General features: G+C 66.7%; 26 protein-coding genes. 21 read left to right on the top strand and 5 right to left on the bottom strand.

The genetic code is table 11. From position 1 onward, the window contains the following. The first annotated feature begins 24 nt into the window (after window positions 1-24). The 9 genes from FRZ61_RS23150 to FRZ61_RS23110 all read left to right on the top strand — a co-directional run bounded on the left by FRZ61_RS23150 (window position 25) and on the right by FRZ61_RS23110 (window position 9,540). Window positions 25-1,059 (top strand): ABC transporter substrate-binding protein, encoded by a 1,035-nt coding sequence (locus tag FRZ61_RS23150; RefSeq protein ID WP_151119962.1) that lies wholly within the window; start codon window positions 25-27, stop codon window positions 1,057-1,059. 44 nt (window positions 1,060-1,103) lie between these two features. Then, the gene (locus FRZ61_RS23145; protein WP_151119961.1) at window positions 1,104-1,976 is read left to right on the top strand and encodes an ABC transporter permease; all 873 of its coding nucleotides are present in this window, start codon (window positions 1,104-1,106) and stop codon (window positions 1,974-1,976) included. Window positions 1,977-1,979: 3 nt separating this feature from the next. Further along, window positions 1,980-2,777 carry an ABC transporter permease gene (locus FRZ61_RS23140; RefSeq protein ID WP_151119960.1) on the top strand — a complete coding sequence of 266 codons (798 nt, stop codon included), beginning with the start codon at window positions 1,980-1,982 and terminating at the stop codon, window positions 2,775-2,777. After that, entirely contained in the window at window positions 2,774-3,862 is a 1,089-nt protein-coding gene (locus FRZ61_RS23135; RefSeq protein ID WP_151119959.1) for an ABC transporter ATP-binding protein, read from the top strand. The genes FRZ61_RS23140 and FRZ61_RS23135 overlap by 4 nt, the downstream gene beginning before the upstream one ends. A gap of 157 nt (window positions 3,863-4,019) precedes the next feature. After that, window positions 4,020-4,721, top strand: a complete 702-nt coding sequence (locus FRZ61_RS23130; protein WP_151119958.1) for a DUF1638 domain-containing protein — start codon at window positions 4,020-4,022, stop codon at window positions 4,719-4,721. A gap of 32 nt (window positions 4,722-4,753) precedes the next feature. Next, window positions 4,754-5,056 carry a virulence factor gene (locus FRZ61_RS23125; protein WP_151119957.1) on the top strand — a complete coding sequence of 101 codons (303 nt, stop codon included), beginning with the start codon at window positions 4,754-4,756 and terminating at the stop codon, window positions 5,054-5,056. Between the two features lie 330 nt (window positions 5,057-5,386). Next, window positions 5,387-6,298: a methylenetetrahydrofolate reductase gene (locus FRZ61_RS23120; protein WP_151119956.1), complete on the top strand. Its 912-nt coding sequence runs from the start codon at window positions 5,387-5,389 to the stop codon at window positions 6,296-6,298. A 53-nt stretch (window positions 6,299-6,351) separates the two neighbouring features. After that, on the top strand, window positions 6,352-7,290 hold the full coding sequence (locus tag FRZ61_RS23115) for a methyltetrahydrofolate cobalamin methyltransferase (protein ID WP_151119955.1): 939 nt from the start codon (window positions 6,352-6,354) through the stop codon (window positions 7,288-7,290). 234 nt (window positions 7,291-7,524) lie between these two features. After that, window positions 7,525-9,540 (top strand): ASKHA domain-containing protein, encoded by a 2,016-nt coding sequence (locus FRZ61_RS23110; RefSeq protein WP_151119954.1) that lies wholly within the window; start codon window positions 7,525-7,527, stop codon window positions 9,538-9,540. A gap of 125 nt (window positions 9,541-9,665) precedes the next feature. On the opposite strand, the gene FRZ61_RS23105 is transcribed toward FRZ61_RS23110, so the two are convergent. Continuing rightward, window positions 9,666-10,412, bottom strand: coding sequence for a GntR family transcriptional regulator (locus tag FRZ61_RS23105; protein WP_191909175.1), 747 nt, complete (start codon window positions 10,410-10,412; stop codon window positions 9,666-9,668). 164 nt (window positions 10,413-10,576) lie between these two features. Continuing rightward, the gene (locus FRZ61_RS23100; RefSeq protein ID WP_225308966.1) at window positions 10,577-11,869 is read right to left on the bottom strand and encodes an ammonium transporter; all 1,293 of its coding nucleotides are present in this window, start codon (window positions 11,867-11,869) and stop codon (window positions 10,577-10,579) included. Between the two features lie 317 nt (window positions 11,870-12,186). On the opposite strand from FRZ61_RS23100, the gene FRZ61_RS23095 reads away from it, so the two are divergent. Genes FRZ61_RS23095 through FRZ61_RS23045 form a run of 11 tightly spaced genes read left to right on the top strand, consistent with a single transcriptional unit; the run spans window position 12,187 to window position 23,791 of the window. Beyond that, a complete protein-coding gene (locus tag FRZ61_RS23095) occupies window positions 12,187-12,834 on the top strand; it encodes an isochorismatase family protein (protein ID WP_225308965.1) in 648 nt (215 codons plus the stop codon). 60 nt (window positions 12,835-12,894) lie between these two features. Next, a complete protein-coding gene (locus FRZ61_RS23090) occupies window positions 12,895-14,784 on the top strand; it encodes a PEP-utilizing enzyme (protein WP_151119951.1) in 1,890 nt (629 codons plus the stop codon). Next, on the top strand, window positions 14,781-15,863 hold the full coding sequence (locus tag FRZ61_RS23085; RefSeq protein WP_151119950.1) for a PEP/pyruvate-binding domain-containing protein: 1,083 nt from the start codon (window positions 14,781-14,783) through the stop codon (window positions 15,861-15,863). The genes FRZ61_RS23090 and FRZ61_RS23085 overlap by 4 nt, the downstream gene beginning before the upstream one ends. Continuing rightward, complete coding sequence (locus tag FRZ61_RS23080) at window positions 15,860-16,723, top strand: FAD binding domain-containing protein (RefSeq protein WP_151119949.1); 864 nt, start codon at window positions 15,860-15,862, stop codon at window positions 16,721-16,723. The genes FRZ61_RS23085 and FRZ61_RS23080 overlap by 4 nt, the downstream gene beginning before the upstream one ends. Window positions 16,724-16,747: 24 nt before the next feature. Next, window positions 16,748-17,401, top strand: coding sequence for a CoxG family protein (locus tag FRZ61_RS23075; RefSeq protein ID WP_151119948.1), 654 nt, complete (start codon window positions 16,748-16,750; stop codon window positions 17,399-17,401). 43 nt (window positions 17,402-17,444) lie between these two features. Beyond that, complete coding sequence (locus tag FRZ61_RS23070; RefSeq protein ID WP_151119947.1) at window positions 17,445-18,212, top strand: maleate cis-trans isomerase family protein; 768 nt, start codon at window positions 17,445-17,447, stop codon at window positions 18,210-18,212. Further along, entirely contained in the window at window positions 18,209-19,030 is an 822-nt protein-coding gene (locus tag FRZ61_RS23065) for an alpha/beta fold hydrolase (protein ID WP_151119946.1), read from the top strand. Before FRZ61_RS23070 ends, FRZ61_RS23065 begins: the two co-directional genes overlap by 4 nt. Window positions 19,031-19,063: 33 nt before the next feature. Continuing rightward, complete coding sequence (locus tag FRZ61_RS23060) at window positions 19,064-20,095, top strand: M29 family metallopeptidase (RefSeq protein WP_151119945.1); 1,032 nt, start codon at window positions 19,064-19,066, stop codon at window positions 20,093-20,095. 45 nt (window positions 20,096-20,140) lie between these two features. Beyond that, window positions 20,141-20,665, top strand: coding sequence for a (2Fe-2S)-binding protein (locus tag FRZ61_RS23055; RefSeq protein WP_151119944.1), 525 nt, complete (start codon window positions 20,141-20,143; stop codon window positions 20,663-20,665). After that, the gene (locus FRZ61_RS23050) at window positions 20,662-23,091 is read left to right on the top strand and encodes a xanthine dehydrogenase family protein molybdopterin-binding subunit (RefSeq protein WP_151119943.1); all 2,430 of its coding nucleotides are present in this window, start codon (window positions 20,662-20,664) and stop codon (window positions 23,089-23,091) included. Before FRZ61_RS23055 ends, FRZ61_RS23050 begins: the two co-directional genes overlap by 4 nt. A 10-nt stretch (window positions 23,092-23,101) precedes the next feature. Continuing rightward, window positions 23,102-23,791 carry an HD domain-containing protein gene (locus FRZ61_RS23045; RefSeq protein ID WP_151119942.1) on the top strand — a complete coding sequence of 230 codons (690 nt, stop codon included), beginning with the start codon at window positions 23,102-23,104 and terminating at the stop codon, window positions 23,789-23,791. 170 nt (window positions 23,792-23,961) lie between these two features. Here FRZ61_RS23045 and FRZ61_RS23040 read toward each other — a convergent pair whose 3' ends face one another. Continuing rightward, a complete protein-coding gene (locus FRZ61_RS23040; protein ID WP_151119941.1) occupies window positions 23,962-24,864 on the bottom strand; it encodes an alpha/beta hydrolase in 903 nt (300 codons plus the stop codon). 254 nt (window positions 24,865-25,118) lie between these two features. Here FRZ61_RS23040 and FRZ61_RS23035 point away from each other — a divergent pair, with 254 nt between their 5' ends. Further along, window positions 25,119-25,577 carry a DUF5063 domain-containing protein gene (locus FRZ61_RS23035; RefSeq protein ID WP_151119940.1) on the top strand — a complete coding sequence of 153 codons (459 nt, stop codon included), beginning with the start codon at window positions 25,119-25,121 and terminating at the stop codon, window positions 25,575-25,577. 125 nt (window positions 25,578-25,702) lie between these two features. Here the strand turns inward: FRZ61_RS23035 and rsfS are convergent, their stop codons facing one another. After that, window positions 25,703-26,104, bottom strand: a complete 402-nt coding sequence (gene rsfS / locus FRZ61_RS23030) for a ribosome silencing factor (RefSeq protein ID WP_151119939.1) — start codon at window positions 26,102-26,104, stop codon at window positions 25,703-25,705. Window positions 26,105-26,171: 67 nt separating this feature from the next. Further along, entirely contained in the window at window positions 26,172-26,753 is a 582-nt protein-coding gene (locus tag FRZ61_RS23025; protein WP_407657949.1) for a nicotinate-nucleotide adenylyltransferase, read from the bottom strand. Window positions 26,754-26,794 lie beyond the last annotated feature (41 nt).

The raw sequence follows: 26,794 nt of genomic DNA, 5'->3' as shown, positions 1-26,794 counted from the left end.
AAACCGAAAGGCGTGGTGAGACAGATGATCGATCGTCGCAAAGTCATGATGGGCCTGGGCGCGGGTGCGGCCCTGGCCCTGGTCAATCCCCGGCTTGCCTTCTCGGGTGCCGGCCAGGTCAATTTCGTCAGCTGGGGCGGCACCACCCAGGATGCGCAGGAGAAGGCCTGGGGCGTGCCCTTCAGCGCCGAGAGCGGCATCCAGGTGGTGCAGGGCGGTCCTTCGGACTATGGCAAGCTCAAGGCCATGGTCGAGGCCGGCAACGTCACCTGGGACGTCGTCGATGTCGAGCATGATTTCGGCCTCTATGCCGGCAAGGCGGGCCTCGCGGAGAAGCTCGACTTCTCGATCATCAACCGGGACGAGCTCGATCCGCGCTGGGTGTCGGACTACGCGGTCGGCAGCTACGTCTCGACCCATGTGCTGGGCTACGACAAGGGGAAATACGGCGACAAGGCCCCGCAGCACTGGACCGACCTGTTCGACACGGCGAAATATCCGGGCAAGCGCGCCTATTACAAATGGGTCGGGCCGGGCCTGCTCGAGGTTCCGCTGCTCGCCTCCGGCGTCAAGCCGGAGGATCTCTATCCGCTCGACCTCGACCGCGCCTTCAAGCAGATGGATCTCATCAAGAAGGACATCCTCTGGTACAGCAGCGGCGCCGAATCCCAGCAGTTCCTGGCCTCCGGCGAAACCCCGCTCGGCATGTTCTGGAGCGGCCGGCTCTATTCCCTGCTGCAGGACGGGCAGAATATCGGCCTGTCCTGGAACCAGAACCTCGTGGCGGCCGACGTGCTCGTGATTCCCAAGGGCTCGCCCAACAAGGACGCCGCGATGAAGTTCCTGGCCTATGCCGTCAGCGCGAAGGGCCAGGCCGAGATGGCGAACATCTCCGCCTACGGGCCGGTCAACACCAAGTCGCTGGCCCTGCTGAACTCGGATATCCTCGAATTCCAGCCGAGCCAGCATGCCGCCCAGAACGTTCCGCTGAACATCGAATACTGGGCGGATAACCGGGACACCATCAGCAAGCGCTGGTACGAATGGCAGGCGGCCTGATCGCCGGCGGAGCGGCACGTGCCTAGGGAGCGACCGGCATCGCGATGCGGAGCCTGACCCTCAGCCTCGTCTTGCGGCCCTGGGTCCGCAGCACAAGAGCAAGCGGGTTGGTTCTTGCGATGCCGGCGCTCCTGCTGCTGTCGGCGCTCTTCGTCCTGCCCGTCCTGATCCTGCTGTCGAGGAGCTTCCTGGAGCCGCAGGCGGGGTTCCAGAACTATGCCGAGCTGCTGGGCTCCGCCTCCTATCGCACGATCCTGCTCAACACCTTCATCGTCTCGACGACGGTGACCCTGGTGACGCTGGCGATCGGCTTCCCGGTGGCGTGGCTCCTTGCCGTCGTTCCCCGGGTCTGGGGACTGCTGATCTTCGCCGTGATCCTGCTTTCCATGTGGACGAATCTGCTGACCCGGACCTTCGCCTGGATGATCCTCCTGCAGTCGACGGGGGTGATCAACCGGGCGCTGATGGCGCTGGGGCTGATCCAGGCGCCGCTCGCCCTCACGAACAACCTGATCGGCATCACGATCGGGATGACCTACATCATGTTTCCCTTCGTCATCCTGCCGCTCTACGCGACGATGAAGGCGATGGATCCGGACGTCCTGCGCGCGGCGTCGCTCTGCGGCGCCTCGCGCCTGCAATGCTTCCTCCATGTCTTCCTGCCGAGCTGCGCGTCGGGCATCGTCGCCGGCTGCCTGATGGTCTTCGTCATGTCGCTGGGCTATTTCGTGACGCCGGTTCTGCTGGGCGGTCCCGCCTACATGATGCTGGCCGAGCTGATCGTGCAGCTCATCCAGTCGATGCTGAACTGGGGTCTGGGCGCTGCGGCGGCCTTCATCCTCTTCGCCGTCACGCTGGGGCTCTATGCCTTGCAGATCCGGCTGTTCGATCCGCTGGCCGGCTCGCGGAAGGGCTGAGGCATGTTGCTCGATTTCGAGCGGCTGGGATGGCTGCGCTGGCTCCTGGGCATCGTCGGGGCGGTCGCTTGCATCTTCCTGCTGCTGCCGATCCTGTTCATCGTGCTGCTCTCCTTCGGCTCGTCGCGCTGGCTGATCTTCCCGCCGCCGGCCTGGACGCTCAAATGGTACGCGGCGTTCTTCGCCAATCCGCAATGGATCCATTCGGTGCTGACGAGCGCCAAGATCGGGGTTCTCGTCGCCCTCTGCTCCGTCCTGCTGGGTTTCTGGTCGGCCCTGGCGATCACCCGCGGCACCTTCCGGGGCAAATCGGTCCTGCGGGTCTTCCTGCTGATGCCGATGGTGCTGCCGGTGGTCGTGCTCGCGGTCGGCATCTATTCGCTCTTCCTGCGCGTTGGGCTCAATGGCACGCTGCCGGGCTTCGTCCTTGCCCATCTCGTCATTGCCCTGCCGTTCTCCGTGATCGTGATCGGGAACGCGCTGCTGCATTTCGACAAGTCGATCGAGGATGCCGCGATCCTCTGCGGCGCGACTCCGCTCCAGGCCAAGCTCAGGGTGACGGTGCCGGCGATCCGCTTCAGCCTCTTCACCGCCGCCATCTTCTCGTTCCTGGCCTCCTGGGACGAGATCGTCATCGCGATCTTCATGGCCAGCCCCACCCTGCAGACATTTCCGGTCAAGATATGGACGACGCTTCGCCAGGATCTCACGCCCGTGATCGCCGCCGCCTCGAGCCTGCTGGTGCTGCTGACGATCCTGCTGCTGGCGACCAGCGCGCTGCTCATGAGGAAGCGCCGATGAGCGCGTTCCTCTCCATCCGGGGCGTGGCCAAGCGGTTCCACGATGCGGTGGCGGTCAACGATGTCAGCCTCGATATCGAAAAGGGCGAGTTCGTCACCTTCCTCGGCCCCTCGGGCTCCGGCAAATCGACCTTGCTCTATCTGATCGCCGGGCTGCACGAGCCGTCGGAGGGCGACATCTCGCTCCAGGGCAAGTCGCTTCTCGATGTCCCGCCGAACAAGCGCAACATCGGCATGGTGTTCCAGCGCTATACCCTGATCCCGCATATGAACGTGACGGAGAACATCGCCTTCCCGCTCAAGGTGCGCCGCTGGCCGCGCGAGCGGATCGAGAAGCGCCTGGCCGAGATGCTGGCGCTGGTGCGGCTGGAGAAGTTCGCCGGGCGCAAGCCATCCGAGCTCTCGGGCGGCCAGCAGCAGCGGGTGGCGCTCGCCCGCGCGCTCGCCTACGACCCGGAGATCCTCCTGATGGACGAGCCCCTGGCGGCGCTCGACAAGCGGCTCAAGGAGGATCTCCAGCTCGAGATCCGGCGCATCCACCGGGAGACCGGCGCCACGATCCTCTATGTGACCCACGACCAGGAGGAGGCCTTGCGGCTCTCCGACCGGATCGCGGTCTTCAATCACGGCCGCATCGAGCAGATCGCTTCCGGGGCGTCGCTCTACGACAATCCCGTCAACCGGTTCGTCGCCGGCTTCGTCGGCAACTCGAACTTCCTGCAGGCGACCATCGCGAACGTGACGGACGGACGGGCGACGGCGCGGATGCCGGACGGCACGCTGATCGGCAACGTGCGCGGCAAGGTCGGGCTGACGGCCGGTGCGGAAGGGGTTCTCCTGGTGCGGCCGGAGCAGTTTCGCTTCGGACAGGGCGAGGGGACGGGTGCCGAGGCGGGTTTCCCGGCGACCATCCGGGACGCGACCTATCTGGGCGAGACCGTGCAGGTCGCGGCTGTCACGCGCTGGGGACAGGAGCTGTCCATTCGCTGCGCGCCGGCGGCGTTCGGGGTCGGCGGCCGGGATTCGAAAGGCTGCCGCGTCGTGTTGTCGAACGAGGCCCCGGTCCTGTTCTTCCCGAACGGTTAGCCAGGCTTTCTTAAGCCGATGGCCCTACAAGGAGCGGGCCGGGGCGGCGGGTTCGCGTCGCCACCGCGGCATCCGCCGTCGCTGGCCGTCTAGTCGCCCGGTGGCAAGCGCCTAGCCTGATCCCTGGCATGGCGGCGGTGCCGTCCGATGCCCATATATGGGAACCGGCATTCCGGAGCTCTCGGCGACGACCGACATGGACAAGGCCCCTACCACCCTCATCATCGCCTGCGGTGCCTTGGCGCGCGAGATCCTGGCCGTGATCGAGCGGGCGGGCTGGACCAACCTGTCGATCACCTGCCTGCCGGCCATCTGGCACAACTATCCCGACCGGATCCCCGAGGGTGTGCGGCAGAAGATCCGCGAGAACCGCGACCGCTATGACCGCCTCCTGGTGCTCTATGCCGATTGCGGCACGGGCGGCGAGCTCGACCGGGTGCTGGAGGAGGAGGGCGGGGTCGAGCGCATCGCCGGGCCCCATTGCTACGAGTTCTATGCCGGCAGCGCCGCCTTCGCGGCGATGCACGAGGCCGAGCTCGGCACCTTCTACCTGACCGACTATCTGGTGCGGCAGTTCGACAAGCTCATCATCGAGGGGCTGGCGCTCGACCGGCATCCCGAGCTGCGCGAGGCCTATTTCGGCAATTACAAGAAGCTGATCTATCTGGCGCAGCGCGACGATCCGGCCCTCGACACCAGGGCCGAGGCCGCGGCCGCGCGGCTCGGTCTCGCCTATGAGCGGCGCTTCACCGGCTATGGCGAGCTGCAGAGCTTCATCGAGGAGGCGCAGCGGATGCTGCCTCCCGGCAACACGGCCCCGGCGTCCCCGTCCGACAAAACCGCCGCCCGATCCCACTGACGCTCCATCATTCTCCATTTCAGGAATCCAGCATGCCCCAGCTCACCATCGTCTATTGGCGCGACATCCCGGCCCAGGTCATCGCCAAGGCCGGGCGGACCACCGCCAAGCGCGTCCTCAACGAGCGCTTCGAGAAGGCGATCGACCGGGCGGCGATGCGGGCGGGCCTGCGCGACACGGACTCCTACCTGGCCGAATGGCGCCGGGCCGATCCCGTCGAATGCGGCGCCGACCTGGAGGCGGAGGCGGCGGCGCTGGCGGCCAAGCTCGAGGCCGAATTCCCCGAGGAGCGGCTGAACCAGTTCGTCATGGCGGGCGGCAAGACTCCGGCCTGACGGCCGCCGCCGGCTCGCCCATTTGCGTCATCACCCGACCGGTCCAGGCGGCAGCAGAACCCGCCTTTCAGCGTTGACCTTGCAGCACCGGAATCCGCCAAAGACCCGGAAAAACGGGGGCTGAGGGCCGGTTTGGCGGGGTCATGCGGCAGCGCGGGGAAGGGTCCCTTCGGGGATTTGGCGCCTCTCCGGCCCATGTCGTTTTCGGACCGATGGACGGCGTTGTCCGGCGCGTCCCGGCAAGCCCTTGGGAGGATTGTCAGGGCGCCCGCCGGCAGGCTCGAACCCCGTTTCCCGCCGGACGGAACCAGGCAGCAGGAACCAAGGCCCATGGCGACCGCGCAGCAGATCATCGCGCTCATGCGCGATTACTCCATCGAGACCACCCCCGGCACCGCGGTGAAGGTCGAGAGCTTCAAGGCGCTCCTGCCGCCGGGGACCTGCGTCAACGTCACCTTCCTGCCCGGCACGGATTACAACGACACGGTCGCGACCGCGCGCCGCCTCAAGGACGAGGGCATGGTGCCGGTGCCGCATATCGCCGCCCGCTCGATCCCGAGCCGCGAGGCGCTCGAGACCTATCTGGGGCGGCTCCATGACGAGGCGGGCGTGACCCAGGCGCTCGTGGTCGGCGGCGGCGTCCGCAAGCCGCTCGGCCTGTTCGACGCCGCGATCGAACTGCTCGAGACCGGCCTCTTCGAGCAGCACGGCATCCGCAAGATCGGCATCGCCGGGCATCCCGAGGGCACGCCCGACATCACGCCCGAGGCGGTCAAGAGCCACACCCTGGGGAAGGCCCGCTGGGCCGCCGACCGCGGTCTCTCCATGTATCTCGTCACCCAGTTCTGCTTCGAGGCCGAGCCGGTCATGGCCTGGATGAAGTGGCTCACCGACAATGGCGTGACCCTGCCGGTGCGCATCGGCGTGCCCGGCCCCGCCAGCATCAAGACCCTGCTGCGCTTTGCCCAGGAATGCGGCATCGGCCCCTCGATGCGCGTGATCACGCGCCAGGCGGCCAATATTGCCAAGCTCCTGACCGTGCAGACGCCGGACGAGCTTCTGGCCGGGCTGGCCGAGTTCAAGGCCAGGGACACGGCCGGCCAGCTCGACGGCATCCATCTCTATCCCTTCGGCGGCTTCGCCAAGACCTGCACCTGGTTCAACACCGTGAAGGCCGGGCATTTCGCGCTCGATCGCGCGGGCACCGGTTTCTCACTGGTCGAAACCGCCAAGGCCTCCTAAATTCCACCGGCTTTGGTGCCGGCTGGAACCTCCCCGAAAGGACGTCCCTTCCCATGACCCACACCGTCGTCAGCTCCGCGACCAAGGAAGTCGTGATCGGCTTCGATCGCCCCTTCTGCGTGATCGGCGAGCGCATCAACCCGACGGGCCGCAAGCTGCTCGCGGCCGAGATGGCGGCCGGCGACTATAGCCGCGTGCGCGCCGACGCGATCGCGCAGGTCGAGGCGGGCGCCCATATGCTGGACGTCAATGCCGGCATCCCGCTGGCCGACGAGCCGGCGATCCTCGCGGAATCGATCCAGCTCGTGCAGTCCCTGACCGACGTGCCGCTCTCGATCGACAGCTCGATCGTGGCCGCGCTCGAGGCCGGCCTCAAGGTCTACAAGGGCAAGGCGCTGCTCAACTCGGTCACGGGCGAGGAGGAGCGGCTCGAGGTCGTGCTGCCGCTGGTGAAGAAATACGGCGCCGCCGTCATCGCCATCTCGAACGACGAGACCGGCATCTCGCCCGATCCGGACGTGCGCTACGAGGTCGCCAAGAAGATCGTCCATCGCGCGATGGATTTCGGCATCCCCGCCGCCGACGTGGTGGTGGATCCGCTGGTGATGCCGGTGGGCGCCCTCAACGATGCCGGCGTCCAGGTGTTTCGCCTGGTGCGCCGCCTGCGCGAGGAGCTCAAGGTCAATACCTGCTGCGGCGCCTCGAATTTCTCTTTCGGCCTGCCCAATCGCCACGGCCTCAACGCCTCGTTCCTGGCGATGCTGGCCGGCGCCGGCATGACCTCGGCGATCATGAATCCGCTGCGGCCCGAGGAGATGACGGCGATCTCGGCCGCCGACGTGGCCATGGGCCATGACGAGAACTGCATGCGCTGGATCCAGAAGTTCCGCGAGCCGGCAGCGCCGGGCGCCGAGGGCCAGGCCCAGGGTGCTCGCGGCGGCCGCGAGAACCGCCGCCGCCGCGCGGCGGGTGCGACCTCGGAAGCGGTGTGAGCGGCGGAGCAGCGCCGGTCCTACTTTGAGCGAGACTGCAGCACCCTCCACCCCAGCCTTCCCCTCAAGGGGGGAGGGGTTCTGTTTGCGGGGCGATGCCCTGCCGCGATTCCCTTTGCCTCTATGCAAAAGATTCGAGCCCACTCTTGCTTCCTTCCCCTCCCCCCTTGAGGGGGAGGTTGGGGTGGGGGGTGGGCCGCTCCCTCGATCTCGAACACAGTAACTCCAGTCATCATGGCGCCCACCCAAGACGCACTCGTTGTCTTCATGCCCTCCGGCAAGCGCGGCCGGTTCGCGATCGGCACGCCGGTGCTGCAGGCCGCGCGCAAGCTCGGGGTCGATATCGATTCCGTCTGCGGCGGGCGCGGCATCTGCGGGCGCTGCCAGGTGCTGGTCGCCGAGGGCGAGTTCATGAAGCTCGGCGTCAAGTCCGAGGCCTCGCATCTGACCGCCTTCGGCGAGGTCGAGCGGCGCTATGCCGAGCGCAAGGGGCTGGCCGAGGGGCGGCGCCTCTCCTGCTCGACGCGCGTCCAGGGCGACGTCGTCATCGACGTGCCGCCCGACAGCCAGGTCCACAAGCAGGTGGTGCGCAAGCGCGCCGAGATGCGCGCGATCGAGCTCGATCCGGTGGTGACGCTCCACTATGTCGAGGTGGCCGAGCCCAACATGCACGATCCCTCGGGCGACCTGCAGCGGCTCGAGCAGGCGCTCGCCTCGCAGTGGGACCTCAAGGGCCTCGATACCGACCTGCGCGTGATCCAGCATCTGCAGAAGGCGCTGCGCCAGGGCAACTGGACCGCGACCGTCGCGGTGCATCAGAAGAAGCAGATCACGGCGGTCTGGCCGGGCTTCCATGACCGCGCCTTCGGGCTCGCGGTCGATATCGGCTCCACCACCATCGCCGGCCATCTCTGCGATCTCGCCACCGGCGAGGTGGTCGCCTCCTCGGGCATGATGAATCCGCAGATCCGCTTCGGCGAGGATCTGATGAGCCGCGTCTCCTACGTGATGATGAATCCCGGCGGCGACGTCGAGATGACCAAGGCGGTGCGCACCGCCTTGAACGAGCTGGCCGAGAACGTGGCGAAGGAAGCCGGGATCGAGAAGACCAACATTCTCGAGGTCACCTTCGTCGGCAACCCGATCATGCATCACCTGCTGCTCGGCATCGATCCGACCGAGCTGGGCGGGGCGCCCTTCGCGCTCGCCACCGACGGGCCGATCACGATCTGGGCCTCCGAGATCGATCTCCAGGTCCATCCCAACGCGCGCATCTTCGTGCTGCCCTGCATCGCGGGCCATGTCGGCGCCGACACGGCCGGCGTGATCCTGTCGGAATCACCGCATATGTCGGCCGAGATGACGCTCATCGTCGATGTCGGCACCAATGCCGAGATCGTGCTGGGCAACCGCGACCGGCTGCTCGCGGCCTCCTCGCCGACGGGCCCCGCCTTCGAGGGTGCGCAGATCTCGGGCGGCCAGCGCGCCGCCCCCGGCGCCATCGAGCGCGTGCGCATCGATCCCGAGACGCTCGAGCCCAGGTTCAAGGTGATCGGCTCCGACAAATGGTCGAACGAGCCGGGCTTTGCCGAGGACACGGCGCAGACCGGCGTCACCGGCATCTGCGGCTCGGGCATCATCGAGGCCTTGGCCGAGATGTATCTCGCCGGCATCATCAACCAGGATGGCGTAATCGATGGCGCCATGGCGGCCAGGAGTCCGCGCATCCAGGCCGAAGGCCGCACCTTCTCCTATCTCTTGCGTGAGGGCGAGCCCACCATCCGCATCACGCAGAACGACGTGCGCGCGATCCAGCTCGCCAAGGCGGCGCTCTATGCCGGTGCCAGGCTCCTCATGGACAAGCTCGGCATCGACAAGCCCGAGCGGATCACGCTGGCGGGCGCCTTCGGCAGCCATATCGACGTCAAATACGCGATGATCCTCGGCATGATCCCGGACTGCGATCTGGCCAAGGTGACCTCGGCCGGCAACGCCGCGGGCACCGGTGCCCGCATCGCGCTCCTCAACCTCAAATCCCGCGACGAGATCGCGCGCGTGGTGAAGCAGGTCGAGAAGGTCGAGACCGCGGTCGAGCCGATGTTCCAGCAGCATTTCGTCGAGGCCATGGCGATCCCGCACAAGACTGCGAGCCACGAGAACCTGTCGAAGGTGGTGACGCTGCCGCCGCCGAAGGAAGTGGCGGCCGGTGCCGAAGGCGAGGCGCGCCGCGCTAGGCGACGGCGAGGGTAGGCGGATCCTCCCCTGTCTGTCATGCCCGCGCTTGACGCGGGCATCCAGGGCCACCCTGCGCCGTTTTCGCGGTTGCCCTGGATCGCCGGATCAAGTCCGGCGATGACAGGAATGAGAGGGGCGGCTCAAGCCCTCTCGCCGGCACGACGGTGTAGTGAGGGCATGCCCTCGCCGCTCTCCGCGTCCTCGGCCTTCTCCATCTTCTGGAGGTGCTTGAAGGCGAGCTTGCTGGAGCCCTGGATGTGCTCTTCCATCAGCGCCTCGGCTGCGTCGGGATCGCCTGCCCGGATGGCGTCGAAGATGGCCTCATGCTCGCGGCAGACCTGCTTCACCCGCGTGGGCGAATACTTGTAGCGCGATCGCAGCGTCACCGTCACCGCCAGGACTTGATGCACGATCGTCAGGAGCAGCTGGCTCCCGGCTGCGGCGGCGACCGCCTCGTGAAAGGCGAGGTCGGCCTGCGCCTGATCGATCGCCGATCCCGACGTGCCGATGCGGATCTGAACGGCCAGAGCGTCGGCAGCCTGATTCAGCTTCGCGGTGTCCTGCTGCTCGGCCGCGCAACGCACGGCATAGGATTCCAGCACGCGCCGCAGCGAGTAGATCTGCGCGATGTCGTTCGAGGATACGTGCCGAACGCGCGCATAGCGGCTGGGGACCAGATCCACCAGCCCTTCGCCTTGAAGGATGAAGAAGGCCTCGCGAATCGGGGTCCGGCTCACCCCCAGCTCTTCGGCGAGCTGACGTTCGCGCAACGGTTGCCCGGGAGTGAGGATCCCCGCCAGAATCGCCCTGCGGATGACATGGGCAATGCCTTCGCTGGTGCGGGTGGCCATGGGCCCGTTGATCAGTCCGCCCAACAGGTCGGGCATCCGGGAACTCTCTCCTTCACATCGACGAGCGAGGCTGCCGCACGCTCGCCTCCAATTGTCCATCGATGATGACATTTCCATCTATAGAGGTGCAACCCGAATGCAAATGGGCCCTGGCGGCATCTGCCGCCAGGGCCCGAGGGCAGGACGAAATCGGATATCGGCTATGAGCGCACGACACCTCTTGCGCGATCGTCGCCGAAATTCTCGACGCCCCAGACGGTGTCGTCGAGCCCCGTGATCTCCGCTTCGGGGCTGACCCGCAGCCCGCCAGCCTTCTCATGCACAAGGCACAGGATGAAGGCGGGAATGCCGGAGACGAGCATCGTCACGACGACGCCGATCAGCTGCCACCATGGGCTGATCTGCGCATGACCCAGAGCGTAGGCGCCCTCCAGTCCCGGGAAACCGCCAGTGGGCGTGCCCCACTTGACGAAGCCGACGAGGATGGCGCCGGCGATACCGGGCCCGAGAGCCAAGGGAACGACCTTGGGCTCCTCGATACCCATGCCACGCACCAGCTTGGCCGTCCCCAGCGCGACGAACGGCCCCAGTGCGCCGAAGAGCATCGATTCCAGGGGGGTGCCGATGTCGAAGAGGGTGCCGCCCATCACGATACCGGCAATGGGGCCGAGGAAGACCCAGGTCACCTCGCGACGAACCCAGCCGATGATGGCGCCCACAAAGCCGCCGGTCAGCGCGGCGGCGAAGATGTTCACCAGGATCACGCCGATGCCGGACTGGGTGAAGGAGATGCCATAGACCCCCTTGTCCGGAAGGATCCAGGTCGAGCCGATCGAGATGAAGGGGACGGCGAAGAAGATGAACAGGACGCCGACGGCGACCAGGCCGAAGTTGCTGGGCGTCGGCTTGATCCCGCTGACGTCCTGGCCGAACGCGCCGCGACGGGGCCCTAGCCGCCAGGCCAGCACCAGCGCCCAGGTGCCGGCGAAGATGTAGAGCGGGAAGACGCCCTCGAAGTCATGCACGCCGTTGTTCGTCAAGGGCGACAGCGGCCCCCAGCACAGATAGCCGACGAGGGGCGACAGGACCAACCCCACGACGAGCGACATGACATAGAGGGGCGCGCTCTTGATGCGCTCGATCACGCTGCTGTGGATCAGCGCCGCCGTGGCCATCGAGAAGGTGACGAAGAACACCAGGAAGACCTGCTGGATATCGGCTTCCGGCACGAGCTTGGGATCAAGCTGTATCGAGATCGTGCCGCTGGCAGGCCCGCCGATCCACCAGTCCCGCAGCGCCTGAGCCAGCGGGCTGGGAATCCCCAGCGCTTCATAGAACTGCCACTGCCAGAGCGCGTAGCCGAAAAGCAATGTGCCGAAACCGGCGATGACGGCCGCCGTCAGCTTCTGGGCCCAGGTCACGAGCACGTTGCGTGCCCGCACCAGGCCCATATCGATGAAGCCGAGCCCGACCACCACGAGGAGCACGCTCATCGCGCCCATCGTGTAGATAAAGCTCAGCAGCAAATACGGTATGGATACTTGTTCCGTAAACATGGCGATCCTCCCTTCGTTATGCTGGTTCTTTGCCGCCTGGCCGGCTTTCGCCGCAGCCTTGCGTCACCGCCTTGCAGCGATGCGTCCTCTGCGGTTCACGGCCGACAGAGCCATGGCGGATTTCCCCCGATGAACCGGTCGTCCCTTTTCTGGAATCGAAACTTGCGACCACCGGTATATTGGTATACCATCCTGAATATCCTATTACACGGGGCGGCATCCGGGCAAGGCTTCTCGTGTCGAGCAGGGAAGGCATGATGGCTTCGCAGGCGACGAGTCGGATTTACGAGACGGCCGGCTTCGGACGGCGGGTATCCCGCGGCCCGCGACCTGCGATCCTGGTCGTCGACTTCAGCTACGGCTTCACCGACACGTCCTATCCGACGGCCGCCGACATGACGGCGCAGGTCGTCGCGACCCGCCGGCTGCTCGATGCCGGCCGCAAGCGCTCGGTTCCCATCGTCTTCACGACGATCGGCTATGACGAGGGCCAGGCCCGCGCCCTGGCGTGGCTGCGCAAGGCGCCCGGCATGGCCGCGCTGCGTCATGGCACCCGGCTGATCGAGATCGACGAGCGCCTGGGCAGGCGGGTGGAAGAGCCGTTGCTGGTGAAGGCGGGCGCCTCGGCCTTCTTTGGCACGAATCTCGCCGGCCTCGTGGCGTCATGGCGCGCGGACACGCTCATCGTGACCGGCGCCACGACGAGCGGTTGCGTCCGGGCCAGCGTCGTCGATGCCGTGCAGCACGGCTATGACGTCCTCGTTCCGGAAGAATGCGTGGCGGATCGGGCGAGCGCCCCCCATCAGGCGAACCTGTTCGACATGGGCCAGAAATATGCGGATGTGATCTCGCTCGACGAGGTGCTGGGCTACATCGAGACCGTCCAAGGGCTGCTGCGATAAGAGCCAAGGGGACCGAAGCGTCCCTGCAAACGAATGAATGGGCAAAAAAGGGGAGGAAGCATGAACGAGACGGCCAGAAGCAATTCGGTGCGGCGGGACGCGCGCGCAGCCGAGCCTTCGTCGAACAAGCGATTTGCAAGCCCGTTCGACCTGCGGACCCCCGAAGGTGCCGAGGGTTGGGAGGAGCTCTATCCCTATTATGCGCTGATCAGCCCGGAACGCCGGCAGCTGGAAGAGGGCAAGTTCTGGTTCTTCGACGGGATGCACAATCCGAAGCCCATCTGCCCCTTCGACACCATCATGACGGAGAACTGGTGGGTGGCGGCGAGCCAGATGGCAAGCCGGGTCTGGCCAATCCCTCTGGCCTTGGGCATCGATCATCGCATCATCAACGGCTATCTCTATATCAGCCCCAACGGGGTCACCGACCCGAAGAAGATCGCCGAGCGGCAGGAGCATTTCGCACGCCGTGCCGGCCACTATTTCGAGAACTGGGACGCGATCTATGGCGAATGGATCGAGAAGGCCAAGGATTGCATCCATCGCCTGAAGGCGATCGAGTTCCGCCCCCTGCCGGAGATCGAGCCTGAAGAAAGCGTCTTCACGCATCGCGGCGTCTATTCCTCCTATGACCTGCTGACCAAATACAACCGGCTGATCGAGAACCTCTTCGAGATGGGCTCGTACCATTTCGAGATGCTCAATCTCGGCTATGGTGCCTATCTGACCTTCCGCGAGTTCTGCCAGCAGGCGTTTCCGGGCATCACCGATCAGACCATCACCAACATGGTGTCGGGGATCGACATCCTGTTGTTCCGGCCCGACGACGAGCTGCGGCGCCTGGCCGAGCTGGCGGTCGAGCTCAAAGTCGCCGATATCCTCCTCGATCACCCGCAACCCGAGGACATGCTGGCCGCCATGAAGAAGGCCGCAGGCGGAAGCCGCTGGCTCGCTGCCTTCGATGCCGCGAAGGATCCCTGGTTCTGGTTCTCGACCGGCGTCGGCTACACCCACTCGGATCCGGTCTGGATCAACGACCTGCGCCTGCCGCTCATGGCGATGCGGGGCTATATCGAGGCGCTGCGCCGCGGCGAGGAGATCCGACGTCCTCTGGCCGCCATCCTCGAGCGGCGCGCCAGGGTAACCGAGGAGTATCGCGCGCTGCTCCCCACGGATCAGGACCGGGAAGCGTTCGACGGGCTGGTCCAGCTCACGCGCAAGGTGTTCCCCTTCGTCGAGGACCACAATTTCTACGTCGAGCACTGGCACCACTCGATCTTCTGGTCGAAGGTCCGCGAGCTGGGCGACGTGTTCGTCGCGCACAACTTCTTCGACGACCGCGAGGACGTCTTCTATCTGCATCGCCACGAGCTCTACGATGCGCTCTACGATCTGCTGATCGGATGGGGCACGGGCTCGCAATCGCGCGGCGAGATCTATTGGCGTCCGATCGTCGCCCGGCGCCGCAAGATCCGCGATGCGCTGTCGAAATGGTCGCCGCCGCCGGCCCTGGGCGCGCCGCCCGAATCGATCACCGAGCCCTTGACGATCATGCTCTGGGGAATCACCCAGGAGACCGTCCAGGAATGGCTCGGGGTGGATCCATCCGCCGGCGGAAATCAGCTGCGCGGCGTGGCCGCGTCGGCGGGCAAGGTCACGGCGCGCGCCCGCGTCATCACCGACTCCGAGCAGCTTTACGAGGTCCAGGAGGGGGAGATCCTGGTCTGCCGCATCACCGCTCCCAGCTGGGCGCCGGTGTTTCCGCATATCTCGGCGGCGGTCTCCGATGTGGGCGGCATGATGGCCCATACCGCGATCATCTCGCGCGAGTATGGTCTGCCGGCTGTCGTCGGCGTCGGCTACGCGACCACGACCATTCGTACCGGCGATCTGATCGAGGTCGACGGCAACAAGGGCATCGTATCCGTCGTCGAGAGGGTGGGCCGATGAACGGGATCCCGTTCATTCTGTGGCTGGATCACGAGACGGCGCCCGGCAATCCGATCCTCGGCGGCAAGTTCTCCAGCCTGGCCGAGATGACGGCCGGCGGATTTGCCGTGCCATCGGGGTTCGGGATCACCACTGCCGCCTACCGGCGCTTCATGGATCATGCTGGCCTGGTGAACGAGGCCCGGCGAGTGCGCGAGACGGCGCCCAAGCTGGCTCTGTCGCAGATCAAGAACGAGACGGCAACGCTTCTCGGCGCCATCGCCTCGGCGCCCCTGCCGCCCGACCTCGAAGGGGAGGTGCGTGAGAACTACGCTCTGCTGGAGCAAAGGACGGGCATGGCCTCGGTGCCGGTCGCGGTGCGCTCGAGCGGCGAATCCGAAGACCTGGCGGGTGCCAGCTTCGCCGGCCAGTACGACACCTATCTGTGGATCTGCGGCGCCGATTCGCTGCTTCGCCATATGCGGTCCTGCTGGGCGAGCATGTTCGGAGAGGCCGTGCTGTCCTACCGTCAGGACGGCAATGCCGTCGTCACGACCCGGGATTTCGGCATCTGCGTCGGGATCCAGCAGATGGTGCCGGCACGCGCGGCCGGCGTGATGTTCACGCTCGACCCGATCAATGGCGACAGGTCCAAGATCGTGCTCGAAGCCTGCTGGGGACTGGGCGAAGGCGTGGTCAAGGGCGACATCACGCCCACCCAGTTCACCATCGACAAGGTGACCTTCGAGATCGTCAAGCGAAAGCCCGCCCTCCAGACTCAGGAGTACCGCTTCGACCCGGAAGCGGGCGCCGTCGGCCTTACGGCGATCGAGCCGGAAAGACAGGAGGCCGTCTGCATCGCCGACAAGCATGTCCTGGAGCTGGCGGCGCTGGCCAAGCGCATCGAGCAGCGCCGCGGTGCGCCGCAGGACATCGAATGGGCCGTCAGCGAGCGGGACGAGGTGAAGATCCTGCAGGTCCGGCCCGAGACGGTCTGGAGCCGGCGGGCGGCGCCGGGGCTCGTCACGGCCGCGAAGTCTCCCGTCGAGCATGTTCTCGCCCGATTGTCGGGAGTCCGGACGATGGGGGGAACGCGGTGAAGGCGGCCGATTTCATCTATCACGCGGCCGGCTCGATCGACGAAGCGGTGGGCTTCCTGGCGGAGCATGAGGGCGGTGCGCGAATCCTCGCCGGCGGCCAGAGCCTCATGCCCATGCTCAACATGCGGCTCTGGCGACCTTCCGCCCTGATCGACATCAACGGGCTTGCGGGGCTGGATCGCGTGCAGCCGAACGGCGAGGAGACCGTGGTCGGCGCAATGGTCCGCTATGTGACGCTGGAGAGATCGACGCTGGTGGCCGAGCGGCTTCCGCTGCTGGCGCGCATGGTGCGTTTCGTCGGCGATCGGCAGGTTCGCAACCGCGGAACGATCGGCGGCAGCCTGGTGCAGGGAGATCCGACGGGCGAGATGCCGCTGGGCTGCCTGGTGCTTGGGGCCAGGGTCAGGGTGGCCGGCCGCGGTGGCTTGCGCGAGATACCGATGACGGCCTTCTACAGCGGGCCTTATGCGGCCGCGCTGGAGGCCGACGAGCTGCTCACGGAGGTCGTGTTCCCGAAGCATCCGCGACATTTCGCGTTCCGCGAGCTTTGCCGGCGCCACAACGACTTCGCGGTGCTGTCGGTGGCCGCCACCGGAAACCTCTCGTCGGACGGCCGATGGCGGGACATCCGGCTGGGCCTCGGCGGCCTCAATGACACGCCCGTTCTCGCCGCCGAGGCCGCCGCCTGTCTGGAAGGCAGCCCCCTGACGGATCGGGACATCTCGGCTGCGGGCGAGGCAGCGCTCGCCGTCATCGATCCATCGAGCGATATCCGGGCGTCGGCGGAATATCGAAGGCACCTCGCGCCCATCTATGTCAGGAGAGCGCTGCAGGATCTGCGCGCCTCCGCGCAGGGCTGACGTCTCAATCCGGAGAGGTATCAGGTGAAGTTTCGCCAGGAATTCCACGTGGCCGAAGGAGTGGCGACGCTGTGGGGGTTCTTCGAGCAGCCCGCGCGCGTCGCGGAATGCATCCCCGGCGTCGAGAAGGTCGCGCTCCTGGACGACGACAACCTTACCGTTCTCGCCACCCAGAGGCTCGGCCCGATGGCGGCGACGTTCGAGGCCCGGGTGCAGATCGTCGAGCGCGTGCGCGAGCAGAAGATCCAGTTCACCTCCACGGGCAAGGCGGTGCGAGGCGCCGTCGGCAACTTCCGCGCCACGAACACCGTGCTCCTGAATGCCGTGGGAGACGGGACGCAGGTGGTGGTGGAAGGCGAAGCGGCTTTTGCCGGCGTGCTCGGCAGCGTCGGGCAGAAGGTGATCGCGAAGCAGGCCGAGAAGGTGACGGCCGAGTTTGCGAAGAATCTGGAGAGGGTTCTCTCGGGCAATGCCGCGCCACCCGTGAACGGTGCCGTCGTCCCGCCGCCACCCGCGGCCGAGGCGATGGCGCGGGACGCGACCCGCCGCGGGGAGGAGGTCGGCGCTCCGGTACGGATCGCGCCGGAACGCGATCCCTGGGTCAAGGTTGCGGCGCTCCTCAGCGGCGCCGCGACCGTGGTGGGATTGGTCATTCTATGGCGGCTCGGGGCGCATTGATGTGCTCCTGGCCCGCCCGCAACCGACAGGACCGGTGATCGAGATGAAGCGGATCGGATTGATCGTTCCCAGCTCCAACGTGACCATGGAAACGGAGATCCCCGAGATGCTGCGCCGCCATGCGGAGCGGCATGGCACGGGATGGACCTTCCATTCCAGCCGGGCGCGCCTGCATACCGTCGATGTCGAATCGCTGGCCGCCATGGTCAATGACGGGGAGCGTTGCGCAGCGGAGGTCGCCGATGCGCGGGTCGATGTCATCGCCTATGCCTGTCTCGTGGCCCTGATGTCGCGCGGGGCAGGCGCTCATATCGCCATCGAGAAGCGCCTGGGCGACATCGCGCTCGAGGCGAGCGCCAAGCGGACGCCGGTCGTGAGCAGCGCTGGCGCCCTGGTGCGGACGCTGGGCCAGCTCGGCCTGAAGCGCGTGGCGGTCGTCGCCCCCTATATGCCGCCGCTGACCAAGCTCGTCATCGATTATCTGGAGAAGTCCGGCATCACGGTCGCCGACAGCATCAGCCTCTCGGTGGCCGACAATCTCCTGGTCGGGCGTCTGGATCCGGCAGCGCTTCCCGGCTATGTCGCGCGGCTGAAGCTCGCCGCCGTCGATGGCATCGTGCTGAGCGCCTGCGTGCAGATGCCGTCCCTTCCCGCGGTCCAGCCGGTGCAGGATCAGACCGGATTACCGGTCGTCACCGCGGCCACCGCGACGACGCGGGAGATCTTGCTGGCTCTCGGGCTGGAACCGGCGTTGCCCGAGGCAGGGGCCGCGCTCGGCTCGCTTCCGCCTGCGCGGAGGGCGACAGCATGAGCGTCGCGATCTCGGGCCGCTCGATCAAGGTTCGGGCGAACGGCTTGCAGCATCATCTGCTGGAATATGCCGGCGGCGATCGGGGCGAGGTCCTGATCCTGCCCGGGATCACCAGCCCGGCCGCGACGGCGGACTTCGTCGCCAAGCCGATCTCCGATCTGGGCTTGCGCGTCGTCGTCCCGGATCTTCGAGGGCGGGGCGCCACCGACGTTCCGCCGGCGGGATCCTACCGGCTCGCCGATTTCGCAGCCGATGTCGCGGGCCTCGTCGGGGCGTTGGGGCTGAGACAGCCGATCGTTCTCGGCCATTCACTGGGCGCGCGCATCGCTGCCGCTTACGCGGTGCTGCATGGGCCCAATCCTCACGGGCCTCTGATCCTGGTGGACCCGCCCACATCCGGACCCGGGCGCGGCCCTTATCCGACCAGCCGTGAGGCCTTCCTCACGCAGCTCCGCGAGGCCAAGCGGGGAACGACTGTCGAGGAGGTGCGGCGCTTCTACCCCAAATGGCCCGAGCGGGAGCTGCAGCTGCGCGCCGAGGTCCTCGCTTCCTGCGACGAGGCTGCGGTGCTGGAGACCCATGAGGGCTTCGAGCGGGAGGACTTCTTCGAGTATTGGCGGCAGATCACGCGCCCCGCCGCCCTGATCCGCGGCGGCGACAGTCCTGTGGTCCCGCCCCAGGCGGCGGCCGATCTCGCGGCCGCCAACCCGTCGATCCCCATCATCCGCGTTCCCGATGCGGGCCACATGGTGCCCTGGGACAATTTCTCCGGCTTCTTCGACGTTCTGCGGCCGTTGATCGCCGCGAAGCGCGGTTGAGACGCAATCACGACAAGGGAAAAAGAGACCGCCATGGACCAAAGCATCCTCAATCAAATGTGCCGGGCCCAGCTCGAGCTGAGCGGGGTCCATGAGGGCGAGACAGTGGCCGTCCTGTCGCGGGGCCATGAGCGTCTCGACTATGCGGATGCCTTTCTCAATGCCGCACAGGAACTAGGGGCCAAGACCTATCACCTGCGGATGCCCATGGCGGGATACCGCAGCGGTCAGTGGGCGGTCGGCGTCACGCCGCTTGCGGACAATCCCGAGGCGGTGGAAGTGCTGAAGCGAGCCGACATGCTCGTCGACCTGATCTTCCTGCTCTTCAGCAAGGAACAGATGGCGATCCAGGCGGCCGGGACCCGGGTTCTGACCGCGATCGAGCCCGCCCCGCTGCTGGCGCGCCTCTTTCCCACCAAGGAGCTTCGCGAGCGGGTGGAGATCGGCGCGGAGCTCCTCTCCAAGGCGCGCGTGATGCGCATCACCAGCCGCCAGGGCACCGACATCACCTACAAGATCGGCAAATACCCCACCATCAGCGAGTACGGCTACACGGATCAGCCCGGGCGCTGGGACCATTGGCCGGCGGCCTTCGTCTTCACCGGCGGTGCCGATGACGGCGTCGACGGGCAGATCGTGCTGGCGCCGGGCGATGTGCTGCTGCCCTTCAACAGCTACGTCACCAACCCCGTCACCTACACGATCGAGAAGGGCGTCATCCAGGACATCCGTGGCGGGCTCGATGCGCAGCTGATCAAGTCCTACATGGACTCCTTCGGCGATCCGCGGGGCTATGGCGTGTCGCATATCGGCTGGGGCCTCGACGAGCGCGCCCAGTGGCACGGGCTGACCTCGTTCCCGGGCGGTATCGGCATGGAGCTGCGCTCGTTCTTCGGCAACGTGCTGTTCTCGAGCGGGCCGAACAGCGAGCTGGGCGGCCCCAATGACACCCCCTGCCACCTGGACATACCCATGCGCGGCTGCAGCCTGTTCCTCGACGACGAGCCGATCCTGATCGACGGCGATGTCGTCGTCAAAGAGATGCGCCCGGCCTCTCGCCGCTGACCCGAGCGTCTCTCTCTGTGACGCCCGTCCGATGCCTGCCGCAACATGGAGACCACTGCGTTGAGCGCGAATGCAAAGGAGATCGGCCTTCGGATCAATGGCGAGGCGGTGCGCGAAAGCGTGCCCGTTCGCATGCATGCGGCCGATTTCCTGCGTCATCGGCTGGGGCTGACCGGAACTCATGTGGGATGCGAGCAAGGCGTGTGCGGCATGTGTACGATCCTGGTCGATGGCCAGGCGGTGAAATCGTGCCTCCTGCTCGCCGTGCAGCTGGATGGGGCCGACCTCTGGACGGTGGAGTCGCTTGCGACCGGCGACGAGCTCAATGAGCTACAGCAGGCGTTCAAGCGCCATCACGCTCTCCAATGCGGGTTCTGCACGCCCGGCTTTCTGATGCTGGCGACAAGCCTGAAGAAGCGGGGCGAGCCGCTGTCCCGCGCCGAGATTCGCGAGGAGATCAGCGGTGTGCTCTGCCGTTGCACGGGCTATGAGGGCATCCTTCGCGCCCTGGAGGAGTATCTGCAGGCGCCCGGCGAGAAAGAAACGGCGGGAGCGGGAGTCGCGCGATGAACCGGGTCGTGGAGAATCTCGAAGCGCGGCGCGACGGGGAGGCGGAGGGGCTCGATCGCGCCGACGCGCCGCCCTTCCGGCATCGTCTCATCGGAGCGCCGATTCCGAGGAAGGAGGACGATCGGCTTCTGCGCGGCGATGGCCGGTTCACCGACGACGTCGAGTTCGCCCATCAGCTGGAGATGGCGGTCGGCCGCTGCCCGTTTCCCCATGCCCGCATAAGGTCGATCGATATCTCGCAAGCCCGCGCCCTGGCAGGAGTCAAGCATATCCTGATCGGCCCGGAGGTGCGGCGCGCCAGCGGTCCCTTGACCGTCTTGCGGCCCGTCCCCGGCGCACCGCAGCTTCCCTATTACGCGCTGGCCCAGGAAAGGGCGCTCCATGAAGGGCAGCCTGTCGTCAGCGTGGTCGCCACCAGCCGGGCGGTCGCCGAGGACGCGATCGAGCTCGTCGACATCGACTACGAGCCTCTCCCCCACCTATCGGATGCGCTCGACGCCCTTGCCGAGGGAAGTCCGGTTCTGCATCCGGACGTGCTGCCGTCCAACCTCCTGGCCTCGAACAAGGACCGCAGCGGCGACCCGGAGGGCCGCATGGCGGAGGCGGACACGGTCATCGAAGGCCGGTTCCGCATCAACCGGGTGACGGCCCTGCCCATGGAGGCCCGGGCCATCGTCGCGGTCTGGCGTCCGGGCGCCCGGGAGCTCACCGTCCATGCCTCGACCCAGGTGCCGCATCTGGTGCGCAAGCAGCTGGCCGAATGCCTGAGAATCGACGAAGGCTGCATCCGCGTCATTGCGTCGGATGTGGGAGGCGGGTTCGGGCAGAAGCTCGGGATCTGCCCCGAAGACATCCTTGCCTGCCTGCATGCGATGGCCCTGCGCCGGCCGGTCAAGTGGATCGAGGATCGGCTCGAATATTTCCGAGCGAGCACGCATGGGCGCGAAGCCATTCACGATTTCCGCATCGGGGCGCGAGCGGACGGCCAGATCCTCGCCATGACGAACATCTACCGCACCGATCTGGGTGCCTGGAACTCCTCCTTCGGGTCGGCGCAGCTCTCCAGCGTCGTCTTCACGGGGCCCTACAAGGTCGCGGACGGGTCGGTCGAGCGGCAGGTGGTGCTGACCAACAAGACGCCGATCGGCGCCTATCGCGGCTACGGCCAGCCGGAGGTCAATTTCGCCCTCGAGGTGCTGATCGACAGGCTGGCGCGCCGGCTGAGATATGACCCGCTGGAGTTCCGGGCCCGGAACATGCTTCGACCGGAGGACTTTCCCTGGAAGACCCCCAGCGGTGCCGTCTATGACAGCGGCGACTATCTGAGGACGCTGCGGATGGCGGCCGAGGCGGTGGGCTATCAGGCGCACCGCGCCTCGCCCAAGCGACGCAAGGACGGGCGGCTGGTGGGAATCGGCCTCTCCTCCTTCGTCGAGCGCACCGGCTATGCGAGCGCGCGCTTCCTGGCGAATCGCGGATCGAAGTTCGGTGCCCATGAGAGCGTCACCCTCCGGGCGAACCGCTCCGGCGGCATCGATCTCTATACCGGCGTATCCACCTTCGGCCAGGGAAACGAGACGGCCTTTGCCCAGCTCTGCGCCGGGATCCTGGGCGTCGAGTATGATGCGATCCATGTCCATGCTGGCGATACGGGCGCGTCGCCGCTCAATACCGGTGCCTTCGCGTCGCGCACCTTGATCGCGGCGGCCGGCGCCCTGCGCGAGGCGGCCCAGAGCCTTCGCGACAAGACGATCCGGATCGGGGCCTGGGCCCTGGATGCCGCGGCCAGGGATGTCGAGATCGCCGGCACGGTCCTGCGCCTTCGCGGCGATCCCGGCCGCAGCATGGCGCTTTCGGAGATATTCACCCGCGCCATCCTCGGGCAGGGAATCCCTGCCGGCGAGACGCCTGGACTGGAGGCGACCGCACATTTCGAGCCTCCCGCTGCGGCATTCTCCTTCGGCACCGCGGCCGCCGTCGTCTCGGTCGATCCCGAGACGGGGGAGTTCTCCGTCGAGCGTTTCGTGATGGTCCATGACTGCGGCACGGTCGTGAATCCGGCGCTGGTCGAAGGCCAGGTCCGGGGCGCCCTGGTCCAGGGCCTGGGCGCGGCACTCGGCGAGGAGCTTCGTTACGACAAGGAGACCGGCCAGCTGGTCAGCGGCAGCATGCTGGATTATCTCGCGCCCACGGCCGCGGACGTGCCGCCGATCGAGCTGCTGCATACCGAGGTCCCGTCGCCGGTCACGACATTGGGGATCCGCGGCGTCGGCGAGGTGGGCACGATCCCGCCGGGGGCGGCGGTCGCCAATGCCCTGTGCGACGCCCTGGCGGCGTACGGGGTCGAAATCTCCGAGCTGCCGATCACGCCGGAATCCGTCTGGCGAGCGATCGCAGCGTCATCGGCCTGTTCTTCCGGCGCGTGAGGTCTCCGGCATGACATCGAATATCATCGCGGGCCGCTATGCGGACCCGACATTCAACGAGATCGAGCACAGCGCGCTGCAGTGGCTCGACGGGTTCTATTCGCTGGAGCATCTGCTCTGCACGAGGGCCTGGGCGATCAGGCTCTGCGCGGATGCCTCGGCCGAGCTCAAGTTCGCGGCGCTGGTCCATGATGCCGAGCGGTTCTTTCCCGGCGGCCCCACCAGCACGCCGTCGAAGTTCGACGACCCCGACTATCTATTTGCACACTCGATCCGTTCGGCCGATATCGTCGAGGCCTGGCTCCGCGCCAGGACTCCGGCGCCGGCCGAGGACTATATCGGCCATGTGCGCCGGCTGATCCTGCGCCACGAGATTGGTGGCGGCTGGGAGGCCGACATCCTGCAAGCGGCGGATTCGCTGTCCTTTCTGGAGACGTTCGACTGGCTGACCGTCGACTGGGTCCGCAGCGGCCGCTACACGATCCCGCAGGCCAAGGAGAAGCTCGACTTCACGGTGGAGCGGATCCGGCCTTCGGCAGCGCTCCGCCATGCCTTGCCGCTCTACGAGCGCGCCGTGCGCCTGCTCGAATCTGCCCACGACAGCAGGATGGATCTGAAGCAACGCCGGGCGATCGCCGGCAACCGCCGGCTGCTGCTGGGCGAGCTGCCCTCGCCGGAAGAGATGGCGTCCTCGCGCTGAGGCCCATCCTTTAAGCCTGTCATGCCCGCGCCCCCGGGTCCGGCCAAAGGCCGGCCCGAGGACAAGCTTGACGCGGGCATCCAGGGCCACTCACGCTGACCGCTCATGCGGCCCTGGATCGCCGGATCAAGTCCGGCGATGACAGGAAAGGAACGGACGTGGCAGGCGGTTCACTCGTCCAGCAGATGCTGGGCGAACCAGTCGCGCGCGGCGCCGCTGGAGGCGGGGAAATCCTTCACATAGGCGTCGAAATGGCCGCCGCCGAGGAGCGCCAGTTTCTTGGGCTCGAGCGCGCGGCCATAGGCGGCCAGCGCCTCGTCGGCCACCGTCAGATGGTCGCCGGCGGCGACCACCAGGAGAAGTGGCGTCGGGCTGACATATTCGATATAGATGCCCGGCTCGTATTCGGTGAAGAGCTCGACCGATTGCAGCGTCACCTCGTTGCGCCAGGCGGGCGCCCTGAGCTTCGCCGTTTCCGTGAACCACTCGTAGGAATCCGGCGTCGGCAGCGCGCAAGGGACGTTCGGATCGTTCGAGACCACGGCGATCATGCCGTGCGGCTTGCCCGCATAGCGGGCCTTGCGGTCCTCGAGGAACATGCCCTGCACCGCCGCGATCATGTCCGCGCGGATGAGCCGGCGCGCGTTGCGATGGCCGCTGATCAGCGGCACCTGCGAGACGACGCATTTGACGCGGCGGTCGAGCGCGCCCACGACCAGCACATGGGCGCCGCTATAGCTCGAGCCCCAGATGCCGATCCTGTCCGCATCCACCTCCGGCAGCGTCGAGGCGTAGGTGATGGCGTCGCGATAGTCCGACACCTGTTGCCAGGGATCGATATGCTGGCGCGGCTCGCCGTCGCTGGCGCCGAAATTGCGGTTGTCGAACACGAGCGCGCCGAGGCCGGCCGCGGCATAGACCTCGGCGAACTTGTCGAGATAGTTCTCCTTCACGGCCGAGAAGCCGTGCGCCATCACGATCGTCGGCACGGGGCTGCGGGCCTTGTCGGGCTGATAGAGCCAGCCCCGCAGCGTCACGCCATCCTCGGTCTTGAACGCCACATCCTTACGCATCGCGGCCTCCTCCGGTTACCGACGACCCCGCGCGAATTCACGGCAACCCGGTCTGGGGCCGCCTTGGGATCATCCTAGCAGCCCGCCTCCCGATCGCGAACCTGGCCACAGCTTTGGCGCGGCCTTCGAGGCGGCCTGTCGGTCGGAGCCAGAGTCGGGAATGTCCGCATCCTTTGCCTGGGGGAATAATCCGGCGTGCTTATTGACCTCGTCGCGACGGTTGGCACAAGGTTGCGGCCCCGAGGAACAGTTCCATGCCGTCCTCAGACTTGGCTCTCCCGGTCCGCAACTTCCTGGAATTGATCAAGGCGCCGCCGGCGTCGAAGACCGCGCGGCTTCAGGCGCTGGCCGCGGCGCTCGACCATCTGGCCTATGCCTATCATGGCCTGACGGGGACGGATTTCGACTACGACGTCACCGATCATCCGCCGGACTGGCATCAAAGGGCCTATCGGGAGATCGGCGCGCGATTTCCGGAGCTCGGTTTCTATTCGGTCGTGGAGTCGAAAGGAATCGACGAATCGCCGGCGCTCGGGGACGCGATCGACGATCTGATCGATATCGATGCCGAGCTGCGCGACGTGCTCGCCCTATGGGATCTCGGTTCGCACCAGGTCGCGGCCAACCAGTATCTCTGGGGCTACCGCTTTCACTGGGGCCGTCACCTGCTCGATTTGCGGAAGCATCTGCATGCCCTCCTTTACGAGCTATGAGAGAGCAAGCCTGGCTTTAAGGCGCACATAATTCCCGTTGCTTCCCCTTCGCGCGAGACGCGACCGAGGAAGTTGGTGAAGCCCGCCGGATGGCGCGCCCTCTCGGGCGGCGGCGAGGCTCTAGCTCATCCGAGCGCCGCCACGCGTTCCGCTTCGGGAAGCTCCATGCCCCACATCTTTTCCAGATTGTAGAGGCCGCGGATTTCCGGTCGGAACAGGTGGACGATCACGTCGCCGCCATCGATCAGCACCCAGTCGCCCTGGCGCTCGCCTTCGACGCCCACCTGCGTGAGCCCCTTGGCCTTGAGCTTCTCATGGAGATGCTCCGCCATCGCCGCGAGCTGTCGCGAGGACCGCCCGGACGCGATGACCATATAGTCGGCGATGCTGGATTTGCCTTTGAGATCGATGGTGACGATGTCTTCGGCCTTGTCGTCATCGAGCGACGTCTCGACCATGCGCAGAAGGTCGCTCGGTCTGGCCGGGCTCTTGCTCTTCCCGGCGCGGGTTGTCTTGACGATGGCCATCACCCTTGGATGTCGAAGCGGCCGGCACTGATCTCGCGGTGCCCCGTCCGCCCAATTGCCAATGGAGTTATGTGCTCGCTCCTTTGCCTTCGCGCCGTCCCATCCTCCGCGCGGCGCGGATCGCGGTCGCCGATGCCGGGTTGAGCGGCCCATGGATCAGAAGCCAGGCGGGCGGCTCGGCCTGCACCAACCTGCGTCCCAGCCGTTCCGGCCAACGGGCCCGCAGGAAACGCTGCGCCGCCGGAGCGGACAGCGCCTTCAAAGAATAAGAAGGACGGGCCAGGACCGCAACCGGCAGCAGGTGAAATATTCGTTGCCAGTCCCGCCATTTGTGGATCTGGAGCAGGTTGTCGGCCCCCATCAGCCAGACGAAGGCGTGCCCCGGGAAGCGCCGGGTCAGCTTTTCTAACGTATCGGCGGTGTAGCGGGTGCCGAGCCGGGCCTCGATATCCGTGACTTTGATCCTGGGATCGCGGGCCACCGCCCGGGCCGAGGCCAGCCGCTCGGCGAAGGGCGCCATCCCGGCCTCGGGCTTCAGGGGGTTCTGGGGGCTCACCAGCCACCAGATCTCGTCCAGCCCCAGCCGGTGGAGGGCGGTCTGCGAGATCTGGCGATGGCCCTCATGAGCCGGGTTGAAGGAGCCGCCCAGGAGCCCGACGCGGGGGCGCCGCCGGGCCCGGACCGGGTCGA

It is taken from the genome of Hypericibacter adhaerens, assembly GCF_008728835.1.
Classification (GTDB): domain Bacteria; phylum Pseudomonadota; class Alphaproteobacteria; order Dongiales; family Dongiaceae; genus Hypericibacter; species Hypericibacter adhaerens.
The sequence above is the reverse complement of the archived record's forward strand: the minus strand, read 5'-3'. Positions and strand labels throughout refer to the sequence as shown.